Origin of the sequence: Gracilimonas sp., assembly GCF_035704785.1 — a bacterium.
In the GTDB taxonomy this organism is placed as follows: Bacteria; Bacteroidota; Rhodothermia; order Balneolales; family Balneolaceae; genus Gracilimonas.
Genome location: NZ_DASSWP010000227.1, coordinates 1 through 22,810, shown reverse-complemented (window position 1 = coordinate 22,810; position 22,810 = coordinate 1). Strand labels below are relative to the sequence as shown.

The following is a 22,810-nucleotide window of genomic DNA, read 5'->3' as shown; positions in this document are numbered from 1 at the left end:
AGATCGATGAGGTCATGAAAGAGTTTGACCAGGAAAGTGTAAATGTTGTTTTAAATTCTGAAGAAGGTACGATCTCAATAAACCGAAACCTTTCGGCCGAACCGGGCAATTGGACCGCTGTTTCTCCCGGCGTATTTGCTTATACAAAGGAATTTGACGGTTCCGGTCTCAAAGAAACCGAATTAAAATTACCCTTTGGATCCATTGAAGTTATAGGGAGTTCAAACTCGCAAGCCAAGCTCACCGTTCAAGCCTCAGGACAAGTTTCAACGAAAGAAGATCTGAAGTCTAAATTGAATACCCTTTCAGATATTAGGTCAGAGCGGGCAATTTTTGAGATCAAAACGAGGGATGCTCAAAATAAAGAACTCAATATTCAGCTGCAGGCTACTCTTACCGTCCCCAATGATGTAAGAATTTATGCCCTGACCAATGCAGGACATATCTCATCTAAAGAAATTAATGGAGATCAGCACTATAAAACTCTCGGTGGACATATTGTTTTAGAAACGCTTACCGGAGATTTAACTGCTGAAACCGGCGGCGGACATATTACAATTTCTGACTCAGAAGGAAATCTAACCTTGAGTTCAAAAGGCGGAAATATCAGGGCGCAGGATTCAAATGGAACTTTGGTTATGAAAACCTCCGGAGGAAATCTTCAGGCTTATGATTTTGGCGGATCGATCCAGGCCACTACCAATGGAGGAAATATTGATCTCAATTTGGTTGAACTTACCGGAAATTCCAATGCTTCAACAGGAGCGGGCAGCATCTCTATTTGGTTTCCTAAAACAGGAAGTGCAGCCTTTCATCTATCGGGAAGTTCTATAGAGATCGGTTCTGATCTTAATTTTACAGGGTCTCAATCGTCCGGTTCTGCTTCAGGCACTGTTGGTAGTGGCGGGCATACCCTTATTGCAAAAACCAATTATGGTAAAGTTAGCTTGAGTTCGAAAAACTAAGTTTTTCTTTTCTTCAAGGGTTTATAACTATTTACTATCCATGAATATTTGCCCTCACTGATATACCTTGCAATATCTGCATAGCTTAAACTTATTCTAACCCATGTCACCTGAGATTCACTCAACAAAAGACGGCTCTTCTACCCTTTATTCTGATCAATTTGAACAGTTCTATCATAATCCCAATGGTGCAGCCACCGAAAGCATTCATGTGTTCTTTGAGACTTCGGGTTTAACTGAGCATCTTAAGAAGGGCAAATCTCTCGCTGTTTTGGAAGTCGGTTTTGGTACCGGACTTAATTTTCTGCTTTTGGCAGATCTTTTAATAGAATGTAAGATTAACATTCCGGTTCGATTTTATTCTATTGAAGCATTTCCCATTGATACAGAAACAGCGAAAGGTTTTGACTTTACCGGTCATATTAAAAACCAAGAACTAAACTCTATTCTTCCCGAAGTTTTTGATAAGATAAAACCCGGAATGAATATGTTAGGACCTATTGATGAACTAGACCTTGAATTACACCTTTTCTATGGCTCTTTTGATGAATTTAGACCGGATAATCTTCAGGTAGATTACATCTTTCATGATCCGTTTTCCCCTGAAGTAAACGAAGAACTCTGGACTATGGAAACCTTCTTAAAACTCCATTCCCTTTCAAAGCTAGAAACGGTCTTAGCCACTTATTGTGCAGCTTCAAAGGCAAGGGGAGCCATGTGTGCTGCCGGTTGGCACGTAGCCCGTGCACAGGGAGCATTGGGGAAAAGAGAGATGACCCTGGCCTCCCTTTCAAAAGAAAAACTAAAGGGATTTAAAAGAGTGAATGAAGAACGATTGGCTCACAGATATACAACTGATGATTTTGATTGATGATACACATTTTCTTCTAGGCAGATCCATTTTATTTTTCATCTAAGGATTCTCCCTCATAACAGTGCGAGCGTGTTCTAGAAAAAGATTACGCCAAAATGTAATCTTAATCTTTAACAAACTCAGTGATCAGCTTTTTGATCTCGTCAATTCCATCCCTGGAATCTGCAGAATAAGGTAAAATTGGGACATCAATATTCATCTCTTTCATGATGCGCCGAACCTGAGCCATGGATTGGTTTACTTTATTCCTGGAAAGCTTATCAGCTTTAGAAAGCACCACAGCAAATGGCTTTTCATTCATCCCCATCCAGTAAAAGAAATCTTCATCAAGCTGGCTGGGGTCGTGACGCACATCGACCACATGCAGGATCAATCGCAATGATTCTCTGTCCATTAAGTAATCCCGAATGCTTTTCCCCCATCGTTCTCTTTCCTTCTTTGGTACTTTGGCGTATCCATAACCGGGCAGATCCACAAAAAAGCATTCGTCTCCCAGCTTATAGTAGTTCATTTGCTGAGTTTTCCCCGGTACGTTGGAAGTGCGGGCTATATTTTTCTTATTCAGGAGGGCATTAATTAGCGATGATTTTCCTACGTTCGATCTTCCTGCAAAACAAACTTCAGGCAAACCGGCCGGGGGACATTCTTCCAATTTAGTGGCACTGGTAATAAATTTTGGCTGTGTGTTGAACATCAAATCAGCTCGTTGGCTTCTTTCTCAACACCAAAATTTACAGGAACCGGATAGTCTCCTGTAAAGCATGCTGTGCAGTAGTCGTGCTCTGAAGAGTTTGCTTCTTTAACCGCTCCCACTAATCCATCTGCTGATAAATAACGCAAGCTATCCACTCCGATCTCTTTTGCCATCTCATCAATATTCCGATCGAATTTATTGGCGATCAGCTCGTCCGGACTTGGGAAGTCCATTCCATAATAGCACGGGCTGATGATGGGCGGTGAGCTGACCAAAAAGTGAATTTCAGAAGGATTGCATTCACGGATCATATCTACTAAATACCGGGAAGTCGTTCCCCGAACGATCGAATCATCCACAATAATAACCGGCCTTCCTTCAATTACACCACGCACCGGATTGAATTTAGTACGCACTTTCTGTTCACGGGATTTTTGTCCCGGCGAAATAAATGTGCGCCCTACATAATGGTTTCGGATCAGTCCCATATCATACTGACAATCATGGCCGAGTTTCTGGCTTTCAGTTGCATATCCCAATGCGGCAGTGTTGCTGGAATCGGGAACAGAAATTACTACCGGCCTCTTACCTGAAGTATCATTCTTTATGATGTCACTCAGTGGATGCTCTTTTGCCAAACGCTTACCCAGATTACGGCGGATCTTATCCACCATTTCACCAAATATCATACTGTCGGGACGTGAGAAGTACACATATTCAAAAATACACTGACTTGTTCCGGTTCCCTGGGTTGGTGGTATAAAAAATGATTTAGGTTCTCCGGTTTCCGCCGTCTCTTTGTCGATCACAATTACTTCTCCCGGCTCCACGTCACGAATATATTCAGCATTGTTGATATCGAATGCGCAGGTTTCACTGGCTACGCAAAAAGCACCATCTACCTTCCCTAATGCAAGTGGCCGAAATCCATTTGGATCGCGTACAGCTATGAGTTTATCATCCGTCAGGATCACCAAACAATAAGCACCCTCAATCTGACGAAGGGCATCCATAATTTGATCCATTTGATCTTCATACAAACTGTGGGATATCAGATGCAGAATAAGCTCTGTATCAGAAGTACTTTGGAATAGAACCCCCTCTTTCCTAAAACGCTCGCGAATTTGTTTGGCATTCGAGAGATTCCCGTTATGCCCGATCGCTAAATTCCCATTCCTGTAATGAACTCTGAATGGCTGAATGTTAGCGGGATTTTTGGACGAGCCTGAAGTAGAATAGCGATTATGCCCAATAGCATTATTACCGTTTAATATTTTATTAAAAACCTTGGACTTGCTGAATACGTTTAACACCAACCCAAAATCTTTGTAAGCAGGCATCGCATAACGCTTTTTCTCCTCATCAAAATAAGAAGTTACAATTCCGGCTGATTCCTGACCGCGGTGCTGAAGGGCATGCAAACCATAATAGGTATGTACAGCTGCATCGGGGTGATTATAGATACCGTAGATTCCACAATATTCGCGAGGTTTGTCGCTCATATTAAAACTCCAAACTAATGAGGGTTGACGAGCTCAAAGATAAGAAATGATAATGGCTTTCGGGAATTAGAACTGTGATAAGTTATCGACAGGTTATACACAGCGAGGATACTGAACATTTAGACTGAATGCAGAAGGTTTCAATCTTCCGTAAAAACAATAAAAGCCCTTCATACACTGAAGGGCTTCCTTTGTTCTAAGATGTAATTATTGAATCAGTTTACTAAAGTAGCATCCAATTCAATATTTACGGCTTTAAGAGCTTTTGAAACCGGGCATCCATTTTTTGCAGCTTCAGCAATTTCCTGAAATTTAGCGTCATCGATATCCGGCACATCCCCTTTTGCAATCAGCTTAATCTTGGTAATGGCACCTGCACCAGGATCAATAGTCACTTCAGCATGCGTTTCCACTGAATTAGGGGTGAAACCCGCTTTGTCTAACTCATTGGAGAAAGCCATGGAATAGCATCCTGCATGAGCAGCGCCAATCAATTCTTCCGGATTCGACCCTGCCTTATCCTCAAAACGAGTAGCAAAACTATACGCTCCCTCATACGAACCACTTTCCAGTTTCATGGTTCCTTTTCCAGATTTCAAATTCCCTTTCCAAATTGCTTCTGCTTTCTTTGTAGGCATAATTTTGTTTTGATTTTATTTGTTGATTCTGATGTGCTGAATTTAACAAAGTGGCAGGAGAATGCATTCCTATTCAAACAAAAAAAAGGCAGCCAAATTTTAATCTGACTGCCTTTTGGAGCGAGAGACGAGATTTCCCGTGACTACGGGACGACCCCACCTTGGCAAGGTGATGCTCTATCTCTGTGCTATTCCTTATGCTCGTTTTCTTCTGAATTGATCAATTCTTCAATATAAACCCGGCTTTTCTGTCTCTTGATATGATTCTCCCATTTCAAAGCCTCCGACTTTGTATCAAAGCTTTTGATGTACTTAATAACCCACGGCCTTCCGAACTTAGTAGATCGGCTCCAACCTTCATTATGTCGCTCCAAGCGTTTTTCAACCCCAACCGAAGTTGAGCCAACATAGTACGTATCAGTGCCGGCACTGTATATGATGTAGGTTTGATGCATATTTCCCCCAAATTAAAAAAGGCAGCCAAATTTTAATCTGACTGCCTTTTGGAGCGAGAGACGAGATTCGAACTCGCGACCTCCACCTTGGCAAGGTGATGCTCTACCAGCTGAGCTACTCTCGCTTATATCAATAAATTATCCCCTTTCAGAGGGCACCAAATATAAGTGTACTCACGACTACAATTCAACCTTTTTTTTAAATCAACGCTTAATTTTTTTCTGCACGTTTTCTGACTTCACATTCTTATTCAAATATTCGTTATCCGGCAGAGTTGGTATATCCCGATAACGATTAACGATACAGGTAAAACGCAATGGTTCCCACTTTTCTGCATGAAGCTGATGCAGAGTTTCCGGAGAAATGAAAACCATCTTATACCTGCCCAATTCATGCACTTCATCCCCAAAGATCATAGAACCGGACCCCCGAATGATAATTACCGAGCGTAGTGCCGGTGATATTCGAGCGAGGTATACCCGGAAATTGAACTTCAAAATGTCGTTAATAGAAGATCTATAATCTTACGTCTTTCATCTTATGTCTTATATCTATCATCTATCATCTATCATCTATCAAATCGAAATTTCTTTCACTGAACCAAGGAGCCTTCCCAAAAATTTATTTCCATATACTTTTTCAATATGCTGCATATCTGCAATGATCACCAACAATTCCTTGCTTCTGGAGAAAGCTACATTGAGCAACCTTGGGACTGATAATCCGTTTTTCTTTTCATCAAAAGGACGTACGGAATAGTGCCGCATTCCCCCATTTTGCCATTCTCCGCTCATCACGGTATCAAATATGATCACGGATTTCTCACGCCCCTGGAAGGTGTGAATGGTTCCCACTTCAATGTCCCGATATCCTTTTTCCCAAAGGTGATTCCGAACTTTATACACGCTGTTTCTGAATGGAACAATGATCCCAATATCATCCGGAGCATGATTCTTGGTGAGCCGTTTCACACTTTCCTCGATCAGCCGGTGGTGGACTTCATTGACCGGCTTAAATCCCCGTTCACCGGTTTCCTGCTCTAATACCGGATTATATTTGGCAGTATCAATAAGCGCAACGGAGGCTATGCTCCCGTCAGTGATCCGGCCATCGGCAGGCTTTCCTGACTTCAGCCTTCCTTCATAAAAAACAGAACTGATCACCCCTGCCAGATCATCTTTCATTCGATACTGCACATCAAAAAAGCACGTGAATTTTGGGTTGAAGTCGTGCCAGTTAAACAGGTCTTCGGTACTTTGGGATTTAGATACAAAGGTAAAAACATCCTGCTCGAGGAAATCCCGCGATTTAGAATGATTGGTGATAGCTATCGGTGGAAGCTGCATCGGATCACCGGCAACGATCAGATGCTTTTTACTTTTGGCGGCCATCAACAGCATGTATGGAATTCCGGCCATGGAACCTTCATCCACAACCACGGCATCGTAACTGAGATTATAGAACAGCTCTGACGTACATACTTTAGCAAGCGTAGTTGCCACCAATTGCTTTTTCTTTAGTTCATACCGCTCATTCAAATTCATAAGCCGGTCGATCTCAATTTCCACCGATTCTGCCCCGCCAAATTCATCCAGTTTATTCCCTGCAAGCTGACATTGCATCTCCAGTTTCTCGGGAACTTTTTCACCGTTTCGCATCAGATCGTCTATCTTTTCCTGAAGCTTTTCATAACTACTGAGCGTGTTTGAAAGCGTTACGGCATCAGCCTTTCTGCTATCCAGTTTGGTCTTCACCTGGTGTTCAAACAAGATATCTTCCAGGCGGGCGTCATCTAATGCAGCCTCACCGTAACGTGTGGTATTTTGGAGATTAAATCCGGGGTCAATTTCATACAAAGCTTCTATCACACTCAACAGTCCGACATCTACTGCACGATTGGTGTTAGAAACAAAAAGAACCCGCTTGTTTTGATTAAGTAAATTGGCAACTATATATCCTAATGTGGCTGTTTTCCCCGTTCCAGGAGGTCCCCACACATACAGAATATTATTCTTCAGGGATTTCTCGATGGCATCTCTCTGAGAATCATTCCGAAGGTCATCAACTTTAATCTCCGCTGAATCCTTGTGTTCTTTGAAATTTTCTTCAGGTTGAAGGAGGGCTTTAAGCTGAGGGACTTCATCTGCTTTATCCTGTAGTTTATACAGGTGCTCTTCCATCTTTTTGAGGACGAAATCATTTTCCCATTCCAGGAAAACCTCCTGAATCTTACTGCCCACGTTTTCAGGAAATTCCAGCCGGACTTTCTTGTCCTTGAATTCCACCGGGTGCACTTTATGCTCTTTGGAATCGATCTTAGCCTTTATTTCCTCGGCAAATCTCAGTCCCTTATTCTGAGTCTCAAAGGTGTAGATAAATTCCCCGGAGATCTTCTCCAGTGTTCCGTTAAAAAGTACATCCGTAGAAGGGGTCTCTCTGACTGCAACTATCTCTTTTTCGATGGCATCAATTGCCTGTTGTAAAACCTTTTTTATCAAAATAATAGAAATGTTGAATTATGAATGTTGAATTAGATACATAATTCAACATTCATAATTCATAATTTAAAATTTCATTGATCCCATAATTCAGCTCGAATCATCTCAGAGCTTTTTTCTGAGAGTAAATATTCAAGTCGCAACCGGCTTTTCTCCGGGACTTTCTGCTCCACCAGTCGCGCACTTTCAGGTGTGTACAAGATAAGGTCTGAATCGCGAACAAAAAGCGGTAAAGATTTTCCATAAATGGTACCGGCTACAAACGAACCTTCAAAATGGATCGATCTTTTCAATTCTTCGATGATCTTGGGAATGGTCTCCTCACTTCCTGTTACCAGGCCAATAGTAGCAATAGCTGCACGATCTACCATATTTAACAGGATATCCGGGTCATAATCATATACGATCGGGATGATCAACAGGCTTTCACGCAGGCTTCGGAAATTACTCATCAGGTGAATCGGAACGAACAGTGCATCGTATTTGGCTGCACTTTCGTATTCATCTGCACTGATCACCTGGCTTTTAACACCCACTTGTTTTTTGATCGCATCCGCGATCATTTTACCCACTTCATGATTCTCACCTACGCTGGCACAAGTTTGGATCCGGTCGGGCCATTCCATAAATCCAAGCTGTTCCTGAAATAACAACTCGATCTCGGATTCATCCAATCCATAACCGATGAGTTCCTCTACCAGCGCCTGCACTTTTTCGCCTCCAACCTCCAGCCGTGCAGATTTATCAAGCAGTGTGTTCTGATTTTTCACTGTAAATCCCCGCCCTTGCTCCCCTAAGATCAGCCCTTCTTCTTCCAATATATGATAAGCCTTCCGAACGGTATGAAAACTCGCCTCCAGCTGTTTCCCCAGTTCTCTCGTGGATGGCAACATCTCTCCCACCTGAAACTGCTTTGTAGCGATCATCAGTCTTATTCGGTCAGCAATATGTTTGGCGGAGGTTTTCAAAAATGAATTCAGTGCTTAATTAAAAGTGTGGTGTGTTAATATCAGGTAGTTCCTTGGCATTGATCAGTACTTGATGAACAGTGGATATTCTGTCACCCATAAAAGTCTTCTATGGTCTCAAGATACGCTTTCACGGTTTTTTCTAATCCCCAATAAATTGATTTACTGATGAGCGCATGGCCGATGCTTACTTCATTCAGATGTGGTACGGTTTCCAGTAAGTCGGGCAGGTTTTCTAAATTCAACCCGTGGCCGGCATTTACCTTCATCCCCAGATCGTTTATCAAAGTAGCTGCTTTGCGAAGCCGGGTAAGTTCGTGCTGTTGTTTTCCGGCAGAAGTATTCGCAAAAGTTCCTGTGTGTAGTTCAATCGCATCAGCTCCAAGCTCATGGGCAAGTTCAATATCTCTTGTATTTGGATCTAAAAACAAGCTGATCTCTACATCTGTTTTACGAAGTGCAGGAAATACACGTCCTTTAAAATCATTATAAACGGTTTCCATATTGAGTCCGCCTTCGGTCGTTAACTCTTCCCTTCCTTCCGGAACAAGCGTACATAAATGCGGGTCAACTTTCGTGCAAATTTCCAGCATTTCTTCCGAAGCCGCCATTTCAAAATCCAGCTTACCGCGTACATTCTCTTTTAATCGATATACGTCTTCATCACGAATGTGCCGCCGATCTCCCCTGAGGTGAAATACAATACCGGCTGCCCCGGCTTCTTCACAAATTTGAGCTGCCTCGACCGGATCAGGATAGCCTTCACCGCGGGCATTTCTCAATGTTGCAATATGATCGATATTGACAAGTAATTTCATTTAGATTTCTGCTGTTTATAAATTCGAAAATTCACCTTCAAAAGTAAGCATATCCGTTTATATTTACAGATAATGAAATCAGACGGCATGAACATAAAAAAATCGATCTTACTTGTATTGGTGACGGTTCTGTTTACGGGCTGTGGCACGGTTAAAAGAGGAACCGTACCCTGGGAAGAAAAGCCACGAGAAAATCCTCCGGCTATTTCAGTTTCAGAATTACCCTCTGAGAAAGAAGTTGAAGTCAATAATTCTGCATCAAAACAGATAAAAGAGAGGCAGGAATTTTTAAAATTAGCCTATAACGACTGGAAAGGAATTCCGTATGTATGGGGCGGTTCCGGTTATAACGGTATTGATTGTTCAGCATTTATGCAGGTTGTGTTTGAAGACTATTTCTTTGTCAAAATTCCACGGACTACCCAGGAACAATTAACCCACGGAAGAACGGTGCGGAAATCGAATTTAGAAACAGGAGACCTGGTTTTCTTTAAAACCGGCCGCAGAACATATCATGTGGGAGTGATGGTAAACCGAGATGAATTTCTTCATGCATCTACCTCAGAGGGTGTGAAAATTTCGACTCTAGACCATCCCTTTTGGGAGGAAACCTTTTTGGTAGCTCGAAGAGTAATGTAAGCTTAGTTTCCGCACTATATGGCCCAGTCAGGTAAGACCCCAACTTCAATCCCAAATACGTACCCAATAATTGTATATGAAGCGAGTGTTAATAATGCTATAAATAAAATATTTAGCCAAAAACCGGCTTTTGCCATTTCAGGAATAGAGATCTTTCCACTCCCATAAACAATAGCATTAGGAGGCGTTGCTACAGGAAGCATAAAAGCACAACTAGCGCCTAATACAGTGGGGATAGCAAGTAGCAATGGATTCTCTCCTAAGCCAATGGCAACGGAGGCTAATATGGGTAAAAAAGCTGCTGTAGAAGCCGTGTTGCTTGTCATCTCTGTCAAAAAGACTATAAGCGATATCACTATAAAAATAATCAACAATATTGGCCATGTATTCAGTGCACCTATTCCATTTCCAATCCAAGTCGCCAAACCTGTAGAACTAATTGCAGACGCCATACTCAATCCGCCACCAAAAAGAACTAACACGCCCCATGGTAAACGCTTTGTATCTGACCATTTCAGAAGAAATACATTATTCTTAAGATCTGAAGGGATTATAAAAAGAATTACAGACGCTGCAATTGCAATACCTGCATCTGAAATGCCTGGAATATAGTTTGAGAGAAAAGGCCTGAATATCCAAAGTAAAGCCACACCTAAAAAAACAGCAGCGACTTTTTTCTCTTCAGATGATATCAAACCCAACTCATTCATCTGTTTTTGGATCAGTTCTTTGCCACCGGGTAATACCTTAATTTTAATAGGATAAATCACCTTTGTGAGGATTAAATACATAAGTGGAAGTGATATTAGAACAATTGGAACTCCTACCAGCATCCAGTCAAAAAAGGTAATCTCAATGCCATAGTTTTCAAGAACAAATCCAGCAAGTAAAGCATTGGGGGGTGTACCGATGAGTGTTCCCATACCTCCAATATTACATGCATACGCAATACTTAGAATGAGTACGATCTCAAAATTTATCTTATCAGAGCCTTCCTCTCTATCCACCAACTCTAAAATTGACATAGCTATTGGCAGCATCATAATAGCTGTAGCGGTATTACTAACCCACATACTTAGAAATGCAGCTGCTATAATAAATCCTATGATAATAGATGATGGTTTAATACCAACAAAACTTACTATATTAATGGCAATTCGTTTGTGAAGATCCCACTTTTCCATTGCCAGGGCTATTATAAACCCCCCCATAAATAAAAAGATAAGTGGATTAGCATAAGGCGATGTAGCCTCAGAGATAGTAGTTACACCAAAAATTGGAAACAAAACTATTGGTAATAGTGCTGTTACAAATATGGGTATGGCTTCCGTCAACCACCATATCCCCATTAATATTGTTATTGCAGCCGTTCTCCATGCCTCATCAGATAAGCCTTCAGGTGTTGGAGTTAGCATTAGTATTACAAATACTACTACTCCACCAATTAATCCTAAGTGTTTACCTAAATTACTAATGTTACTTTTTATCATAAAAATTAAAACTTATCTCTCTGCGGGATAATTTTCTTTCTCCATCCAATATTCTAAATAGGGGACATTATAAATACTTGTCCAGCCAAATATTCTAAGGCCATTTGTTATCTGCCAAATCGGAGGTCTCCTTGCACCTGGGTCTTTTGGAAAGTTACTCGCCTCTTCTAAAGCTTCTGCAAGTATCTTTTGATTTTCATAAGAACCAAATTCCTGTACCAACTCATCGGTTTTTAAATATTGAGCACGATCAACAGCTTCTTCTAAGAAACTTGGTTCACCGGAATATTCATATCCAAGAACCAAGCTACTGATTGATGATAAATATGATTCCATGTCATGATTATATGGAGGAACGTCTCTAAGTCTTCTTGCATGATCAATCATCGCATTTTTAACTTCTTCATCCCCTGTTAGTTGAACATACTTTCTGAGACCATTAGTCACATAAACTTGTGAGTAGCCATATCTGTTAATAACAATTTCACCCCCCTGGTCAGGGTGATCTTGTAATTCAAGCATTATATTTACCCGGTCTCTCAGTTCATCACCGTATACATCCATTTTTGTGGCATCATAAATCTCAGCTAAATTCCAAACCGATAAGTATAATCGACGGCCTCTTAATCCATGATCCCCAAATACTCTTTTCACATAATAATCACCTGTTTGCATAGCTACTTCTAAACCCCTGTGATTTGCATCAAGATAGTATGAGGAAATCCATCCGGGAACCCAGACATGGGCACTCAATAACGAAGTATAGTGTTGAGCTGCATGTCTTCTTCCCATTCCAACATACGGTGATCCTTTAGGCTCCTCTAAGCTTTGAAAATAGTGTAACGATTCGTTTGTATCACCAATGTAAACAGGATCTTTAGGCCAGTGGATGTTGTCTACATCCATAGTATGCATGCTTGCTGCTTGTGCTGTTCTATAATATGTAGGATTACCGGTTCTTATAAATTGTAACCACCACATATAATCGTTACCCGGCTCATTATTGGTCCACTGGCTCCATTCATTTCCGTAGTAATAAGTCAAATTATCACCATAGTTAAGCATGCCATACCAAGGTTCCCATTCCTGATTAAATTTCATCCATTGAAATTTATAATTCAGGCCTCTTTCGTACGAGGCGAATTTTTCGTTATAAGCAGATAGTTTTCCAAAAGCTTCACTCTTAGCATACCAATCCGGATCTGCATGTGTAACAGAGCCATCCAGAAACATTTTTGCAGTTTGCTCTACACCAGCAGACGTACTTTTCTTATGAAAATAGAAAACCATTTCAGTTGTCTTTGCTAAACCTTGAGCAAAGTTTGCTATCATTCCACTATCATTCTCAAGATCTTTTCTGGCAAAACTATGCGGCTCAACTGAGGGAGTCCATATGTACGCTGTTATCTCTTCTTGTTCCTCTTCAATTTTTATCTCTTTGGGGTATTCTTCAAAGAAACTCTTAAAACCAATCATGATACCCCATTTTTCATCCGAAAGATCTATCCAACCAGCCGCTCTTTCAGCATTAATGTTGGTTTGGTCATCTATTTTGATCATAGATTTAAATACATTCTGTAATCTTTGCTCAGCTGAAGAGTTTGCCAGCGGCGGGATCTGAGATGGATTCGGGCCAGTTTGCAGTACCGATGCCTGATTAATTAATGAGCTCTGTACAAATTGACTGCTACTTGTTTCCCACCACTTGCCATCATAATAAGAAGTTGTCACTGTCTTGTTATCGGATAGATTATACTTCAAAGATAATCCGGCAGCGGCTATTTGATCATTTGGTTCTATAAATCCTTCGTCTTCGGAAAGTTCACCTTCATCGATGACAATCCCATTTTGAGTTGCAATAGCCTCATATTCTCCACTGGGAACACTATGGTTATCAGGAATACCGGTATAAACAAATGTATGTTGAACTTTTATGTAGCTTTTACCTGCATACGTATGAATTCGGGTTATAAAAGGAGCAGCATTATTATCTTCACGGCTATATTGATACTCCCCCTCTACACGAATAATTGCGTGCAGTGGACCACTTCCTAATTCCTTAACTGTTCTTGTAACAACAGCTTTAGATCTGTCTAGCCCCATTCCATCTATAATATCAAGGAATGAACTTCGGCCCTCTTTACCTTCAGCAATTACATCAGTTTCAGTAAAGCCATCGTCATCAATATCCAATTCAACTTTATCAAGAAAACCACTTCCGGCCGGAGCATTAAAAAATCCGCCGCCTTCTCCTTTATTTACTTCAAAACGTAATGGACCAGTATTAACTGTTACCTCTCCGTTAACACGTTGATTATTCTTAACTGTTAATATTTGGTCATAGTCCATACTATTGTGTACTTCCGGACCATATTCAACGGTATAATCTGTTTCTTCATCGGTAAAGAAGAATACCCACATCCACTTAATACTATTATCCGCGGGTTCCCATGTACTTACTTTGGTGATTTGTGATGGAATCTCATTTCCATTGCTATCCAACATTCGAACATGATCAGGAGAAAAAAGCTCTCCTTTTGGAACTGGAATACCAAAGACTTGTGGAGATCCCGGAATGTTATTTTTTACTTCAATAGGAATTTTCGTTGAATCATTAACAGCATCACAACCTGAAATCATGATCATTGAAATCATGAATAAAAAACTTAATTTTTTCATATTTAATCTTGAAGTACGCATTTTAAGTTACCTGTCAATTTTGGGTTTCATTATCTAAAACAAGAGCTGCAGCACCCAATACAGCAATTTCATCCAGTTCAGAAACAGTTATAGTTAAGTTATCCAGAGAGTTCTTATAGGCAAAATCTGACATCGATTTATACATCGCATGCTTGAAAAAAGGATAGGCTTTACGAACTCCCCCTCCAAAAACAATCAGCTCGGGATCGTATGCATAGAGAATTGCTTTAATTGCATTCCCAAGATGTGTTCCAAATTCATTGTAAACTTCCAGGGCATCTTCATCATCTTCTAAAGCAAGTTTAAAAAGTTTTGATCCTTTAATTCCTTTTTGTTTTTCAAAAAATTGACCTGAACAATAATGCTCATAAATCGAGTCCAGATAGGGCATCATTCCCACTTCGCCGGCACCACAATTAGGGCCTGAATACAATTTATTATTAAAAATAAGTCCGGCTGCGAAGCCAGTTCCAATTATAAGACCAGCAGCAGAAGAACTTCCCCTAGCTTTACCAAAGTATTTTTCACCTAAGACAAAACAATTCGCGTCATTATTTATGTAGACAGGCTTTTCAAAATCATTTTCAAGAATTTTTTTTAGAGGGACTTTTTTCCACGACGGAATGTTTTGGACGTCATAAACTATCCCGGCTTCAACATCAACTACACTTGGAACTCCCATTCCAATTGCTGTCACAGATGGCTCATTTTCTTTCGAAATGAGCATTCTGATCTGATTAATTAAAGTTTCGGGTGAGGCTGTATTTTCTATTTTCTCGGTTGATACTGAGATAATATTATTATTTATAATACGTGCAACCCTTACGTTGGTAGCCCCTAAATCTATCCCTATCAGATCCATCTTATCCATGCTGATTGATCAAATAAATCTTTAACGTTCATCAGCATTATTCTTTAGATCCGAATTCAATGGTCTTGTTGCTGATAAGAGGTTTGGCCCAAAAACCAATACTCAATATGTATCCAAATGAGATATAGAGGAATAGCATCCCGATTCTCAGTCCAAATATATCTCCAAGTGAACCCACGATAAGAGGAACAATTGCACCACCGGCTATCCCGGTAACCAATATTCCTGAAAAAGTTCCGTGGTGCTCGGCCACTGAGTTTAGTGCCAGAGAAAATATGATAGGCCACATTACAGCTATAAAAAATCCTATTGCTGGAAAAGCAATAAGTGCTACCTCTCCACTACCGAAAAGAGAAAGAGTGAGTGAGATCAATACGGCTGATGTGAAGAGGATAAGCACTTTTTTACTGTCCATAATTTTCAGCAGCAATAAACCAAGCATAGTACCTGCTGTCATCATTCCCCAAAACCAGGATACTACAGAAGCTCCGGTTGTTTGGGGATCATACCCATGATAGGTTGAAAGGAATTCCGATATCCAGTTTGCAACGCCTTGTTCAGCACCTACATAAGCAAAGATACCAAAGAAGAACAGTATTACTTTCTTGTTTTTTAATAATTCTAAATGGGTTTCAAAAGCACCGATCAATTCGTCTTCTTTCTTTTCTACTTCTGGAAACTTAGAAGCTCCAATCACAACTACCATCACTAAACAAACAAATGCGAATAACCAATATAAAGAAACCCAGGGCAGACTCTCAGGAACTAAGTCAGTCAGCAAACTGAGCAATACTCCCATGTTTTCAGTTCCGATATTAAGAACTAAATAGGAGTAAACGAGTGGACTTATAAAAGAAGCCAGCCCAAAAAACAATTGAGCCATCACTGAATTGAAAGCAAAATTTTCTTCTCCACCTGAAACCCTGAGGAGTGGATTAATAGCTACCTGAAGCATCGCCATTCCTGAACCAATAAGGAATAAAGAAACGACAGCAACTAAATATTGAGGAAACAAAGCAAAAAGTAATGCCCCGGAAAAGGCCACTAAAAATGCCACTATCATTACTTGCTTTTCCGAATAACGTTCGATCAATATTCCTGAAGGAATCGACATCACTCCATATGCTATAAAGAATGCAAATGGTAAAATTGCTACTAAGGTAAGACTCAGGTCGAAATCCTCAATGATCTGGGGAACAAGAGGACCTATTATGTTTGTTAAAAATGAAATAACAAAAAATATTAATACGATAAGTCCTACCAGGTAATAATTCCTTTTCATAATATGATGTAATGAGTGGTGCTAGTGTTTCAGATTTAAGTAAAAATAAATAGATAGTTATTTCTTCAGCATTGGAAATAGCTTCCTAATCTCTTCTTCGGTCGGCTGATATCCATACTCGCAAATCTCGAATGATTCAGCATATTTGAATGAATTTGCTTTCTCCTTACCGTACCATTTTTCAAGTGTTTTACGCTGTTCTGGTGAAACTCCCATCTGCCCTATAAAGCCGTTTCTTAGAAACTCTTTTCTTTCTTCTTTCCCTTCAGGTACTTTATCCAAGTTTCCTGAAACCCATGGGAGCCACTCATACACCTGAGATTCATGTGCATCGAATGCATTTACTTTTTTCTCGAATGTTTCATCTATTCCAACTACGATGTCATGAGAGAATGGATTCGGCTTCTGGAATCCATCTGACATATACAAAAACACTGGGTTTTTCTTTAATGGAGGAGTGTCAGGAGCTACATTTGGTACTACAACCATATAAGCGGCATCCTGAACCAAAACACCCGCATATCTGTGATCAGGGTGATAATCGTTGGGGCGCAATCCCAGCACAACATCAGCATTCCAATCTCTAATTTCTCTTATTACTTGCTGTCTGATATGTAATTCAGGTAGCAGTTCCCCGTCATGATTATCTAAAACTTTATATTCGTCAATACCTAATCGTCTCCCTGCTTCAGCTGCTTCTGCTCTTCTTCGTTTAGCCAGCATCCCACCTCCTTCTTCGTGGTGACCTGCATCTCCATTTGTAATCGACAAGAATTTAACTGCATAACCTTGTTCAGCTAACAAAGCCGCTGTTCCGCCCATTTTAGCATCGCCGTCATCTGGATGAGCGAAAATAGCAATCACTCGAATTCTATCATCTTCATTTTCCGGTACCTGGGCATTCGCCGAAAATGAAATTAAAAGTAAAGCCATGGCGAAAAATGATATTAAATAGTTCATTTATTTTAATATAGTTTAAAAAAATAGCCGGGATATATGAGTTTAATATCCCGGCTAAAAAGCTACTTTTTATTGGTGCTCTGGATTTTGAGTCATTTCATCTGGTGCAACATCAATTGCCCCAAGTGGAATAGGATATAGAAGTGTTACTTCCGACTCTGATATCCCTAAATGGTCAGCCATTACAGATTTAGCTACTCCAAATCTTAATAGATCAGGCCATCTTTTATTTTCGAATGCAAACTCTAATCGTCGTTCCAGAAGAAGTTTCTCTTCAAATGTACCTGGAGTATTTGCATCAATGTCTGCTAATTCAGCACGATTCCGTACTTGATTAATAAGGTCATAAGCTTCAGTACTTTCACCAATGGCTTCAGCCAGGTTTAACAGAACCTCGGCATATCGGATCTCCACCCAATTATTTGGGGCATCAAAAGCTGTTGAAGGAAAGCTGTTAAATTTTTCAACCCAATAACCCCCATCACCATCAGCTTCAAATGTTGCATCAAATCTTTCGTCTAATAGACCATATTGAGCAACAATATCATCAGTGACATCCTGTGGGGCTACACCACCACCAACTCCACCACCAACACCATTTGGAGTATACATGTCAGTGTAAGCACTTCCTTCGTTGAGACCACCGGAAATATATTGAACCTCAAAAATAGACTCGATATTTCCTTCGTTAGAAGGTCCCCAAAGCTGGGCGAAGTCTTCTACAAGGTCGTACTGCTGTGAGTCCACTACTCTTCTTAATGGAGCTTCAGCTGCGCCTGGATTCCCGGCTTGCAGATATACTCTTCCAAGTAAAGCAGCAGCAGCATATTGATTGGCACGACCGCCTTCTGTAACTGGGGGCAATAGTCCCTCTGCCTCTTCCAAATCAGAAGCAATACGGTCAAATATAGCCGATGCCGGTACTTGGTTTATCTCTACACTTGGAGATGTTACTTCTTCAAACTGCTCAGGAATATTGCCAAAAATAACGGCCATATTATAGTAAAGTAATGATCGTATAAAGAGAGCTTCCCCTTTAATTCGATCTTTCAAATTACTATCAGTGAACTCAACATCATCAATACGACCAAGTATTGTATTTGCTCTAGCTATACCTTCGTAAGACTGATTCCAAGTGCTTTCTAATTCACTGGCCGTTGAGATTTCTTCGAAGTCATCTAACTGTTGCAATGTAGCGGCAAGACCTGTTGCCCCACCACCGTTTGCTCCATTATCTGCTCTCATTTCTAACATGAGTACATAATTCACTCCAAAGGTTCCATTACTTTGAAGTGCACCATATGCACCAGTAATGGCTACTTCAAAATCCCCGGGAGTTTCATAGAAGTTTTGAGCGTTCCGTTCCGATATTGGACTTAAGGTTGTAAAGTCTTCTCCACAAGAGACAAACAAAAGTGGAAGAAGAAGTATTAGATATAGTTTTTTCATGGTTATTGTCCTTTTTATAAAATTCTGATTAAAAGTCGAGGTTAATACCGAACTGGAAGGTTCTTGATAATGGATAAGCACCATAATCTTCACCCGGTGTCAAACTGTTAGTTTGCAGGCTTACCTCGGGATTAAATCCTATATAATCTGTAAACATAGCCACGTTGGTAGCAGACGCATATAAGCGAGCAGAACTGAACAGTCCTTCAACCCATGAAGCTGGCAATGTATACCCTAACGTTATATTTTTAATCTTCAAATAGCTTCCATCTTGTACCTGATAAGAAGAAATTCGGTTGTTGTTACCATGGTTTGCTGAATTACGGTCAGCTCTTGGGTGTTCTCCGTTACCTGGTTGTGATTCAGAAATCCAACGATCATTAAGTGCAGCATATGAATTAAAATTAGCTTCACCGTTTAGAAGGTGACGAGAGGTTAAGTTCAACACATCCCGACCTTGAACTCCTTGAAGGAAAATACTCAGATCAACACCTTTGTAATTAAATCTGTTTGTAATTCCGTAGGTGTAGTCAGGGTGGTAGCTTCCGATCACCGTGCGGTCATCCTCGGTAATAATACCGTCACCATTCACATCTTTAAACCTGAAGTCGCCAGGACGTGGAGCAGGAGCCATCATGTCGTCAGGTGCATTATCAATATCTGCCTGATTCTGATAAATGCCATCAACTACATATCCGTAGTAACTACCGATTGGATCTCCAATGCGGGTAATATGACGGTTACCAGCTGCACCAGAACTTAGAATCGGGTCTCCTTCAGGACCTAATTTCAGTACCTTATTGCGGTTTGCAGAAATATTGAAATCAGTAGCCCATTGGAACTCACCTGAGGTGTTTCTGGAAGTGATAGCAAATTCAATTCCTTTGTTCTCAACTTCACCAATATTGGTCAGTGCTGTTGTAAAACCGGTGGATGCCGGAACATTTACCATAAGTAAAAGATCTTCAGTATTAGTCTGATATACATCAAACGAACCGTAAATTCGACTATCAAGGAAAGCATAATCAATACCAAGATTAACTTGATAAGTTGTTTCCCACGTGAGCTCATCATTTCCAATTGTTCTTGGAGCAACTCCAATGTTCTGAGTTCCTGAAAATGGATAATTGGCTGAACCTAATAATCCGATCGATCCATAATTTGGAATCGCAAAATTACCGGTTACACCGTAACTACCTCTGAACTTCAATTCATTTATAGCATCCATACCTGCCAAAAATGATTCCTGAGTTGCTCTCCAACCTATTGAAAAAGAAGGAAATACACCGGTCTGATTTTCACTACCAAATCTTGATGAGCGATCAGCACGGACTGTACCTGTAAATAAATACCTATCTTTATACACGTAATTAATACGTGCAAGGGATGAGACTAAACTCCATTCCTCCTTGATTTCATCACCGCCAGTGATAATACCACCATTAACAGTTGTAACCTGATCATCAGTAAAGTCTTGGGCTACTATGACGGTTCGGTTATCCGTTTGCTTTTGAGCGGTGTACCCAACAACAGCATTCAGACTATGATCTTGCCCAAAGGACTTCACATAGTTAAGTGTATTTTCCCATAACCAATTAAAGCTATCACCTGAACTGCTCTGAGCATAAGGCTGGGGAGCTGTCTGAGTTCTATAAAGAAAGTTAGTTCCCTGATAAAATGATTGCTTAAAATTATTCAGGTCATAACCAATCATAGACTTAAATGTAAGGTTCTGGTTGATGTTAAAATCACCATACAAATTACCGAATATTCGATTATTCTTAATGTCCTCACTTATGAATTCCATAATGGCAAGAGGGTTACTTGCTGAAGTAGTTCCTCCACCCAGATATGACTGGTTATTTAGCTGGTTTATAGTTCCATCTGGGTTATAAGGTGAAATTACAGGTGAGTGAACCATAGCGGAGTACACAATTCCCGGAGGGGTCCCAAAATAAGGTGCATTAGCAGGTAACCTGTCATGCTGAGTTAAAGCTGCATTGATTGAAGTACCAATGGTAAATCTGTCACTCATGTCCTGAGTTAAATTTAACTTTAATGTATAACGATCAAAAGCTGAACCATCTAAAACCCCTTCTTGATTAAGGTAGCCAGCAGATAAGTAGTATCTGGTAACATCTGTTCCACCACCTACAGAAAGGTCATGATTCTGCATTACTGCCGGGCTGAAAATAAGATCCAACCAATCAGTATTCGTTCCATCCCAATTCACATATTGCTCAGGGATCAAATAATTACCTACGTTTGGCCGGCCGGCATTTGTATCCGGGTCGTAATTTGGGTTAGCCGGAGCATCTCCCATCTCAATATCCTGCAGATAATTGTTATTTCGCGAATCTTTAGTATATGCTATCAATTCCTCAGAATTCATTAAATCCGGCTGATTGAATACAGTCGAACTTCCAACATAACTATTGAAGGAAACCTGTGGAGCACCAGAAATACCTTTTTTAGTTGTAATAAGAATAACACCATTAGATCCTCTGGATCCATAAATTGCAGCTGCAGAAGCATCCTTTAGAACCTCAATGGAAGCTATATCTCTTGGGTTAATTGTAGCCAATGGATTTGCCTTAGGTGGTTGAAAAGAAGCTCTTTGGCTACCAATATTCGCCTGAAGATTTGTACTGTTTGAAATAGGAACTCCATCAACTACATATAATGGATCATTTCCGGCAGAAATAGAACCTGTTCCACGGATCCGAATTTGCGGAGAAGCACCAGGCTCACCTGTTGATTCTGCTACGTTAACGCCGGCCATTCTACCTTGGAGTGCATTTTCAAAACTTGAGACAGGAATATTATTAATTTCCTCAGTTCTGATTGATGAAACGGCACCTGTAACTTCTGTTCTTTGCTGGGTACCATATCCAACCACAACAACGTCCTCAAATTGCACAAGGTCATAGACTAAATCGACTTCGAAATAGTCTTGATCACCTATCATTACTTCCTGTGTTTTGTATCCTACAAATCGAAATACCAATACCTCAGCATCATCAGGGACTGTCAGTTCGAACTCCCCATCAGCATTTGTAGCAGTACCAATATTTGTACCTTGTACAGACACGTTAACAGCTGGCAATGTTTCTCCGGTTTGCGAATCACGAACAACTCCAGAAATTTCTTTCTCGATTTGAGCAAGCTCCTTATTCGATGAACGACTTTCTATCAACATGATTTCTCTGGTATTAGAAACTACTGCTTCATATCCGGAATCGAGTAATACATATTGTAAAGCGTCAGAAACACTAACGTCTTTAAGATTTACAGAAATAATCTTAGACAGCACTTTCAAATCAGAATTAAGAGCAATACCAAGTTCTGATTTATTTGAAATTGTTTTTAGAACGTCACCAAGAGGGACGTCTATTGCATTTAATGTAATCTTCTTCCTTAATTCTGGAATACTATTGGAATACAACTTAACTGAATAGTATTGACTTGAAATTGTCTGTACACTATTAGAAAGAGATGTAATCAGTTGTGCCTTTGCATTTGTAGTATTACCAAAATGAAGTACAACAATACCAAGTAACATATATGACATTGCAATCCTTACTGTTTTTGTAACAAATGTTCTCATCCGTGTCCTCTATGGCTAGTTTTTGTTCTTGTTATAAAAGCGCTTCCAATTTTATACTTTAAAAATATAGATAACGTTTTGTTATTTATTTAAGGGCCTATTTTATTGAAAGTAATTTTGTCCTTACTAATTTTATACTTGAGACTTAACGAAGTAGCAATCGTACGGATCACGTTATCCATACTCTTACTTTTTAATTCAGCTGTTAAATGCATGTCTTTTATTGAATCAGATTCAAATACTATCTTCATATCGTACCTGCGTTCCAATTGTTTTGCAACTTCAGACATTGCTGCATCATCAAATTTCAACTCACCTCGTTTCCAACTCAAATATAAATCTATATCTTCAACATTTTCAGTGGTTATTCTACTATTTGACAGGTCTAATCGAGCAAGC

General features: G+C 40.1%; 19 protein-coding genes and 1 tRNA gene. 3 read left to right on the top strand and 17 right to left on the bottom strand.

All coding sequences use genetic code 11. The annotated features are described in order from the left end of the window. Together VFM80_RS13020 and mnmD are read left to right on the top strand one after the other, a co-directional pair. Nucleotides 1-965 (top strand): DUF4097 family beta strand repeat-containing protein (locus tag VFM80_RS13020; protein ID WP_395072365.1); only part of this gene is annotated, 965 nt, incomplete at its 5' end. Nucleotides 966-1,068: 103 nt separating this feature from the next. Beyond that, nucleotides 1,069-1,836: a tRNA (5-methylaminomethyl-2-thiouridine)(34)-methyltransferase MnmD gene (gene mnmD, locus VFM80_RS13015; RefSeq protein WP_395072363.1), complete on the top strand. Its 768-nt coding sequence runs from the start codon at nt 1,069-1,071 to the stop codon at nt 1,834-1,836. A 106-nt stretch (nt 1,837-1,942) separates the two neighbouring features. On the opposite strand, the gene yihA is transcribed toward mnmD, so the two are convergent. The 9 genes from yihA to VFM80_RS12970 form a co-directional block, all read right to left on the bottom strand. Next, nucleotides 1,943-2,533, bottom strand: a complete 591-nt coding sequence (gene yihA / locus VFM80_RS13010) for a ribosome biogenesis GTP-binding protein YihA/YsxC (RefSeq protein WP_395072361.1) — start codon at nt 2,531-2,533, stop codon at nt 1,943-1,945. Continuing rightward, entirely contained in the window at nt 2,533-4,035 is a 1,503-nt protein-coding gene (purF, locus tag VFM80_RS13005; protein WP_395072359.1) for an amidophosphoribosyltransferase, read from the bottom strand. The genes yihA and purF overlap by 1 nt, the downstream gene beginning before the upstream one ends. 215 nt (nt 4,036-4,250) lie before the next feature. Then, nucleotides 4,251-4,673 (bottom strand): OsmC family protein, encoded by a 423-nt coding sequence (locus VFM80_RS13000; RefSeq protein ID WP_395072357.1) that lies wholly within the window; start codon nt 4,671-4,673, stop codon nt 4,251-4,253. A gap of 188 nt (nt 4,674-4,861) precedes the next feature. Next, a complete protein-coding gene (locus tag VFM80_RS12995; RefSeq protein WP_395072355.1) occupies nt 4,862-5,128 on the bottom strand; it encodes a GIY-YIG nuclease family protein in 267 nt (88 codons plus the stop codon). Nucleotides 5,129-5,177: 49 nt separating this feature from the next. Beyond that, nucleotides 5,178-5,253 (bottom strand) — tRNA-Gly (locus VFM80_RS12990). 79 nt (nt 5,254-5,332) lie between these two features. Then, on the bottom strand, nt 5,333-5,626 hold the full coding sequence (locus VFM80_RS12985; RefSeq protein ID WP_395072353.1) for a hypothetical protein: 294 nt from the start codon (nt 5,624-5,626) through the stop codon (nt 5,333-5,335). Nucleotides 5,627-5,704: 78 nt separating this feature from the next. Then, nucleotides 5,705-7,627 (bottom strand): DEAD/DEAH box helicase, encoded by a 1,923-nt coding sequence (locus VFM80_RS12980; protein ID WP_395072351.1) that lies wholly within the window; start codon nt 7,625-7,627, stop codon nt 5,705-5,707. A 74-nt stretch (nt 7,628-7,701) separates the two neighbouring features. After that, nucleotides 7,702-8,595 (bottom strand): GntR family transcriptional regulator, encoded by an 894-nt coding sequence (locus VFM80_RS12975; RefSeq protein WP_395072349.1) that lies wholly within the window; start codon nt 8,593-8,595, stop codon nt 7,702-7,704. Between the two features lie 92 nt (nt 8,596-8,687). Next, nucleotides 8,688-9,413, bottom strand: a complete 726-nt coding sequence (locus VFM80_RS12970; RefSeq protein ID WP_395072347.1) for a pyridoxine 5'-phosphate synthase — start codon at nt 9,411-9,413, stop codon at nt 8,688-8,690. 87 nt (nt 9,414-9,500) lie between these two features. Here VFM80_RS12970 and VFM80_RS12965 point away from each other — a divergent pair, with 87 nt between their 5' ends. After that, nucleotides 9,501-10,052 (top strand): NlpC/P60 family protein, encoded by a 552-nt coding sequence (locus tag VFM80_RS12965; protein WP_395072345.1) that lies wholly within the window; start codon nt 9,501-9,503, stop codon nt 10,050-10,052. 14 nt (nt 10,053-10,066) lie between these two features. On the opposite strand, the gene VFM80_RS12960 is transcribed toward VFM80_RS12965, so the two are convergent. The 8 genes from VFM80_RS12960 to VFM80_RS12925 form a co-directional block, all read right to left on the bottom strand. Continuing rightward, nucleotides 10,067-11,542, bottom strand: coding sequence for an SLC13 family permease (locus VFM80_RS12960; RefSeq protein WP_395072343.1), 1,476 nt, complete (start codon nt 11,540-11,542; stop codon nt 10,067-10,069). Between the two features lie 12 nt (nt 11,543-11,554). Continuing rightward, a complete protein-coding gene (locus tag VFM80_RS12955; protein ID WP_395072341.1) occupies nt 11,555-14,221 on the bottom strand; it encodes a hypothetical protein in 2,667 nt (888 codons plus the stop codon). A 34-nt stretch (nt 14,222-14,255) separates the two neighbouring features. Continuing rightward, a complete protein-coding gene (locus VFM80_RS12950) occupies nt 14,256-15,113 on the bottom strand; it encodes an ROK family protein (protein WP_395072339.1) in 858 nt (285 codons plus the stop codon). A gap of 37 nt (nt 15,114-15,150) precedes the next feature. Beyond that, a complete protein-coding gene (locus tag VFM80_RS12945; protein ID WP_395072337.1) occupies nt 15,151-16,395 on the bottom strand; it encodes a sugar MFS transporter in 1,245 nt (414 codons plus the stop codon). A 57-nt stretch (nt 16,396-16,452) separates the two neighbouring features. Then, complete coding sequence (locus VFM80_RS12940) at nt 16,453-17,355, bottom strand: PIG-L deacetylase family protein (RefSeq protein ID WP_395072335.1); 903 nt, start codon at nt 17,353-17,355, stop codon at nt 16,453-16,455. A 69-nt stretch (nt 17,356-17,424) separates the two neighbouring features. Further along, nucleotides 17,425-18,768 carry a RagB/SusD family nutrient uptake outer membrane protein gene (locus VFM80_RS12935; RefSeq protein WP_395072333.1) on the bottom strand — a complete coding sequence of 448 codons (1,344 nt, stop codon included), beginning with the start codon at nt 18,766-18,768 and terminating at the stop codon, nt 17,425-17,427. A 64-nt stretch (nt 18,769-18,832) separates the two neighbouring features. Continuing rightward, a complete protein-coding gene (locus tag VFM80_RS12930; protein ID WP_395072331.1) occupies nt 18,833-22,375 on the bottom strand; it encodes a SusC/RagA family TonB-linked outer membrane protein in 3,543 nt (1,180 codons plus the stop codon). 125 nt (nt 22,376-22,500) lie between these two features. Next, on the bottom strand, nt 22,501-22,810 hold a 310-nt coding region (locus VFM80_RS12925), incomplete at its 5' end, for a FecR domain-containing protein (RefSeq protein ID WP_395072329.1).

Bases quoted from the DNA above. Each gene is read 5' to 3' on its own strand.
- mnmD (WP_395072363.1), top strand. From the start codon at position 1,069: ATGTCACCTGAGATTCACTCAACAAAAGACGGCTCTTCTACCCTTTAT.
- VFM80_RS12995 (WP_395072355.1), bottom strand. From the start codon at position 5,128: ATGCATCAAACCTACATCATATACAGTGCCGGCACTGATACGTACTAT.
- VFM80_RS12960 (WP_395072343.1), bottom strand. From the start codon at position 11,542: ATGATAAAAAGTAACATTAGTAATTTAGGTAAACACTTAGGATTAATT.
- VFM80_RS12955 (WP_395072341.1), bottom strand. From the start codon at position 14,221: ATGAAAAAATTAAGTTTTTTATTCATGATTTCAATGATCATGATTTCA.
- VFM80_RS12970 (WP_395072347.1), bottom strand. From the start codon at position 9,413: ATGAAATTACTTGTCAATATCGATCATATTGCAACATTGAGAAATGCC.
- VFM80_RS12950 (WP_395072339.1), bottom strand. From the start codon at position 15,113: ATGGATAAGATGGATCTGATAGGGATAGATTTAGGGGCTACCAACGTA.
- VFM80_RS12940 (WP_395072335.1), bottom strand. From the start codon at position 17,355: ATGAACTATTTAATATCATTTTTCGCCATGGCTTTACTTTTAATTTCA.
- VFM80_RS12965 (WP_395072345.1), top strand. From the start codon at position 9,501: ATGAACATAAAAAAATCGATCTTACTTGTATTGGTGACGGTTCTGTTT.
- VFM80_RS12945 (WP_395072337.1), bottom strand. From the start codon at position 16,395: ATGAAAAGGAATTATTACCTGGTAGGACTTATCGTATTAATATTTTTT.
- yihA (WP_395072361.1), bottom strand. From the start codon at position 2,533: ATGTTCAACACACAGCCAAAATTTATTACCAGTGCCACTAAATTGGAA.
- VFM80_RS12930 (WP_395072331.1), bottom strand. From the start codon at position 22,375: ATGTCATATATGTTACTTGGTATTGTTGTACTTCATTTTGGTAATACT.
- VFM80_RS13000 (WP_395072357.1), bottom strand. From the start codon at position 4,673: ATGCCTACAAAGAAAGCAGAAGCAATTTGGAAAGGGAATTTGAAATCT.
- purF (WP_395072359.1), bottom strand. From the start codon at position 4,035: ATGAGCGACAAACCTCGCGAATATTGTGGAATCTACGGTATCTATAAT.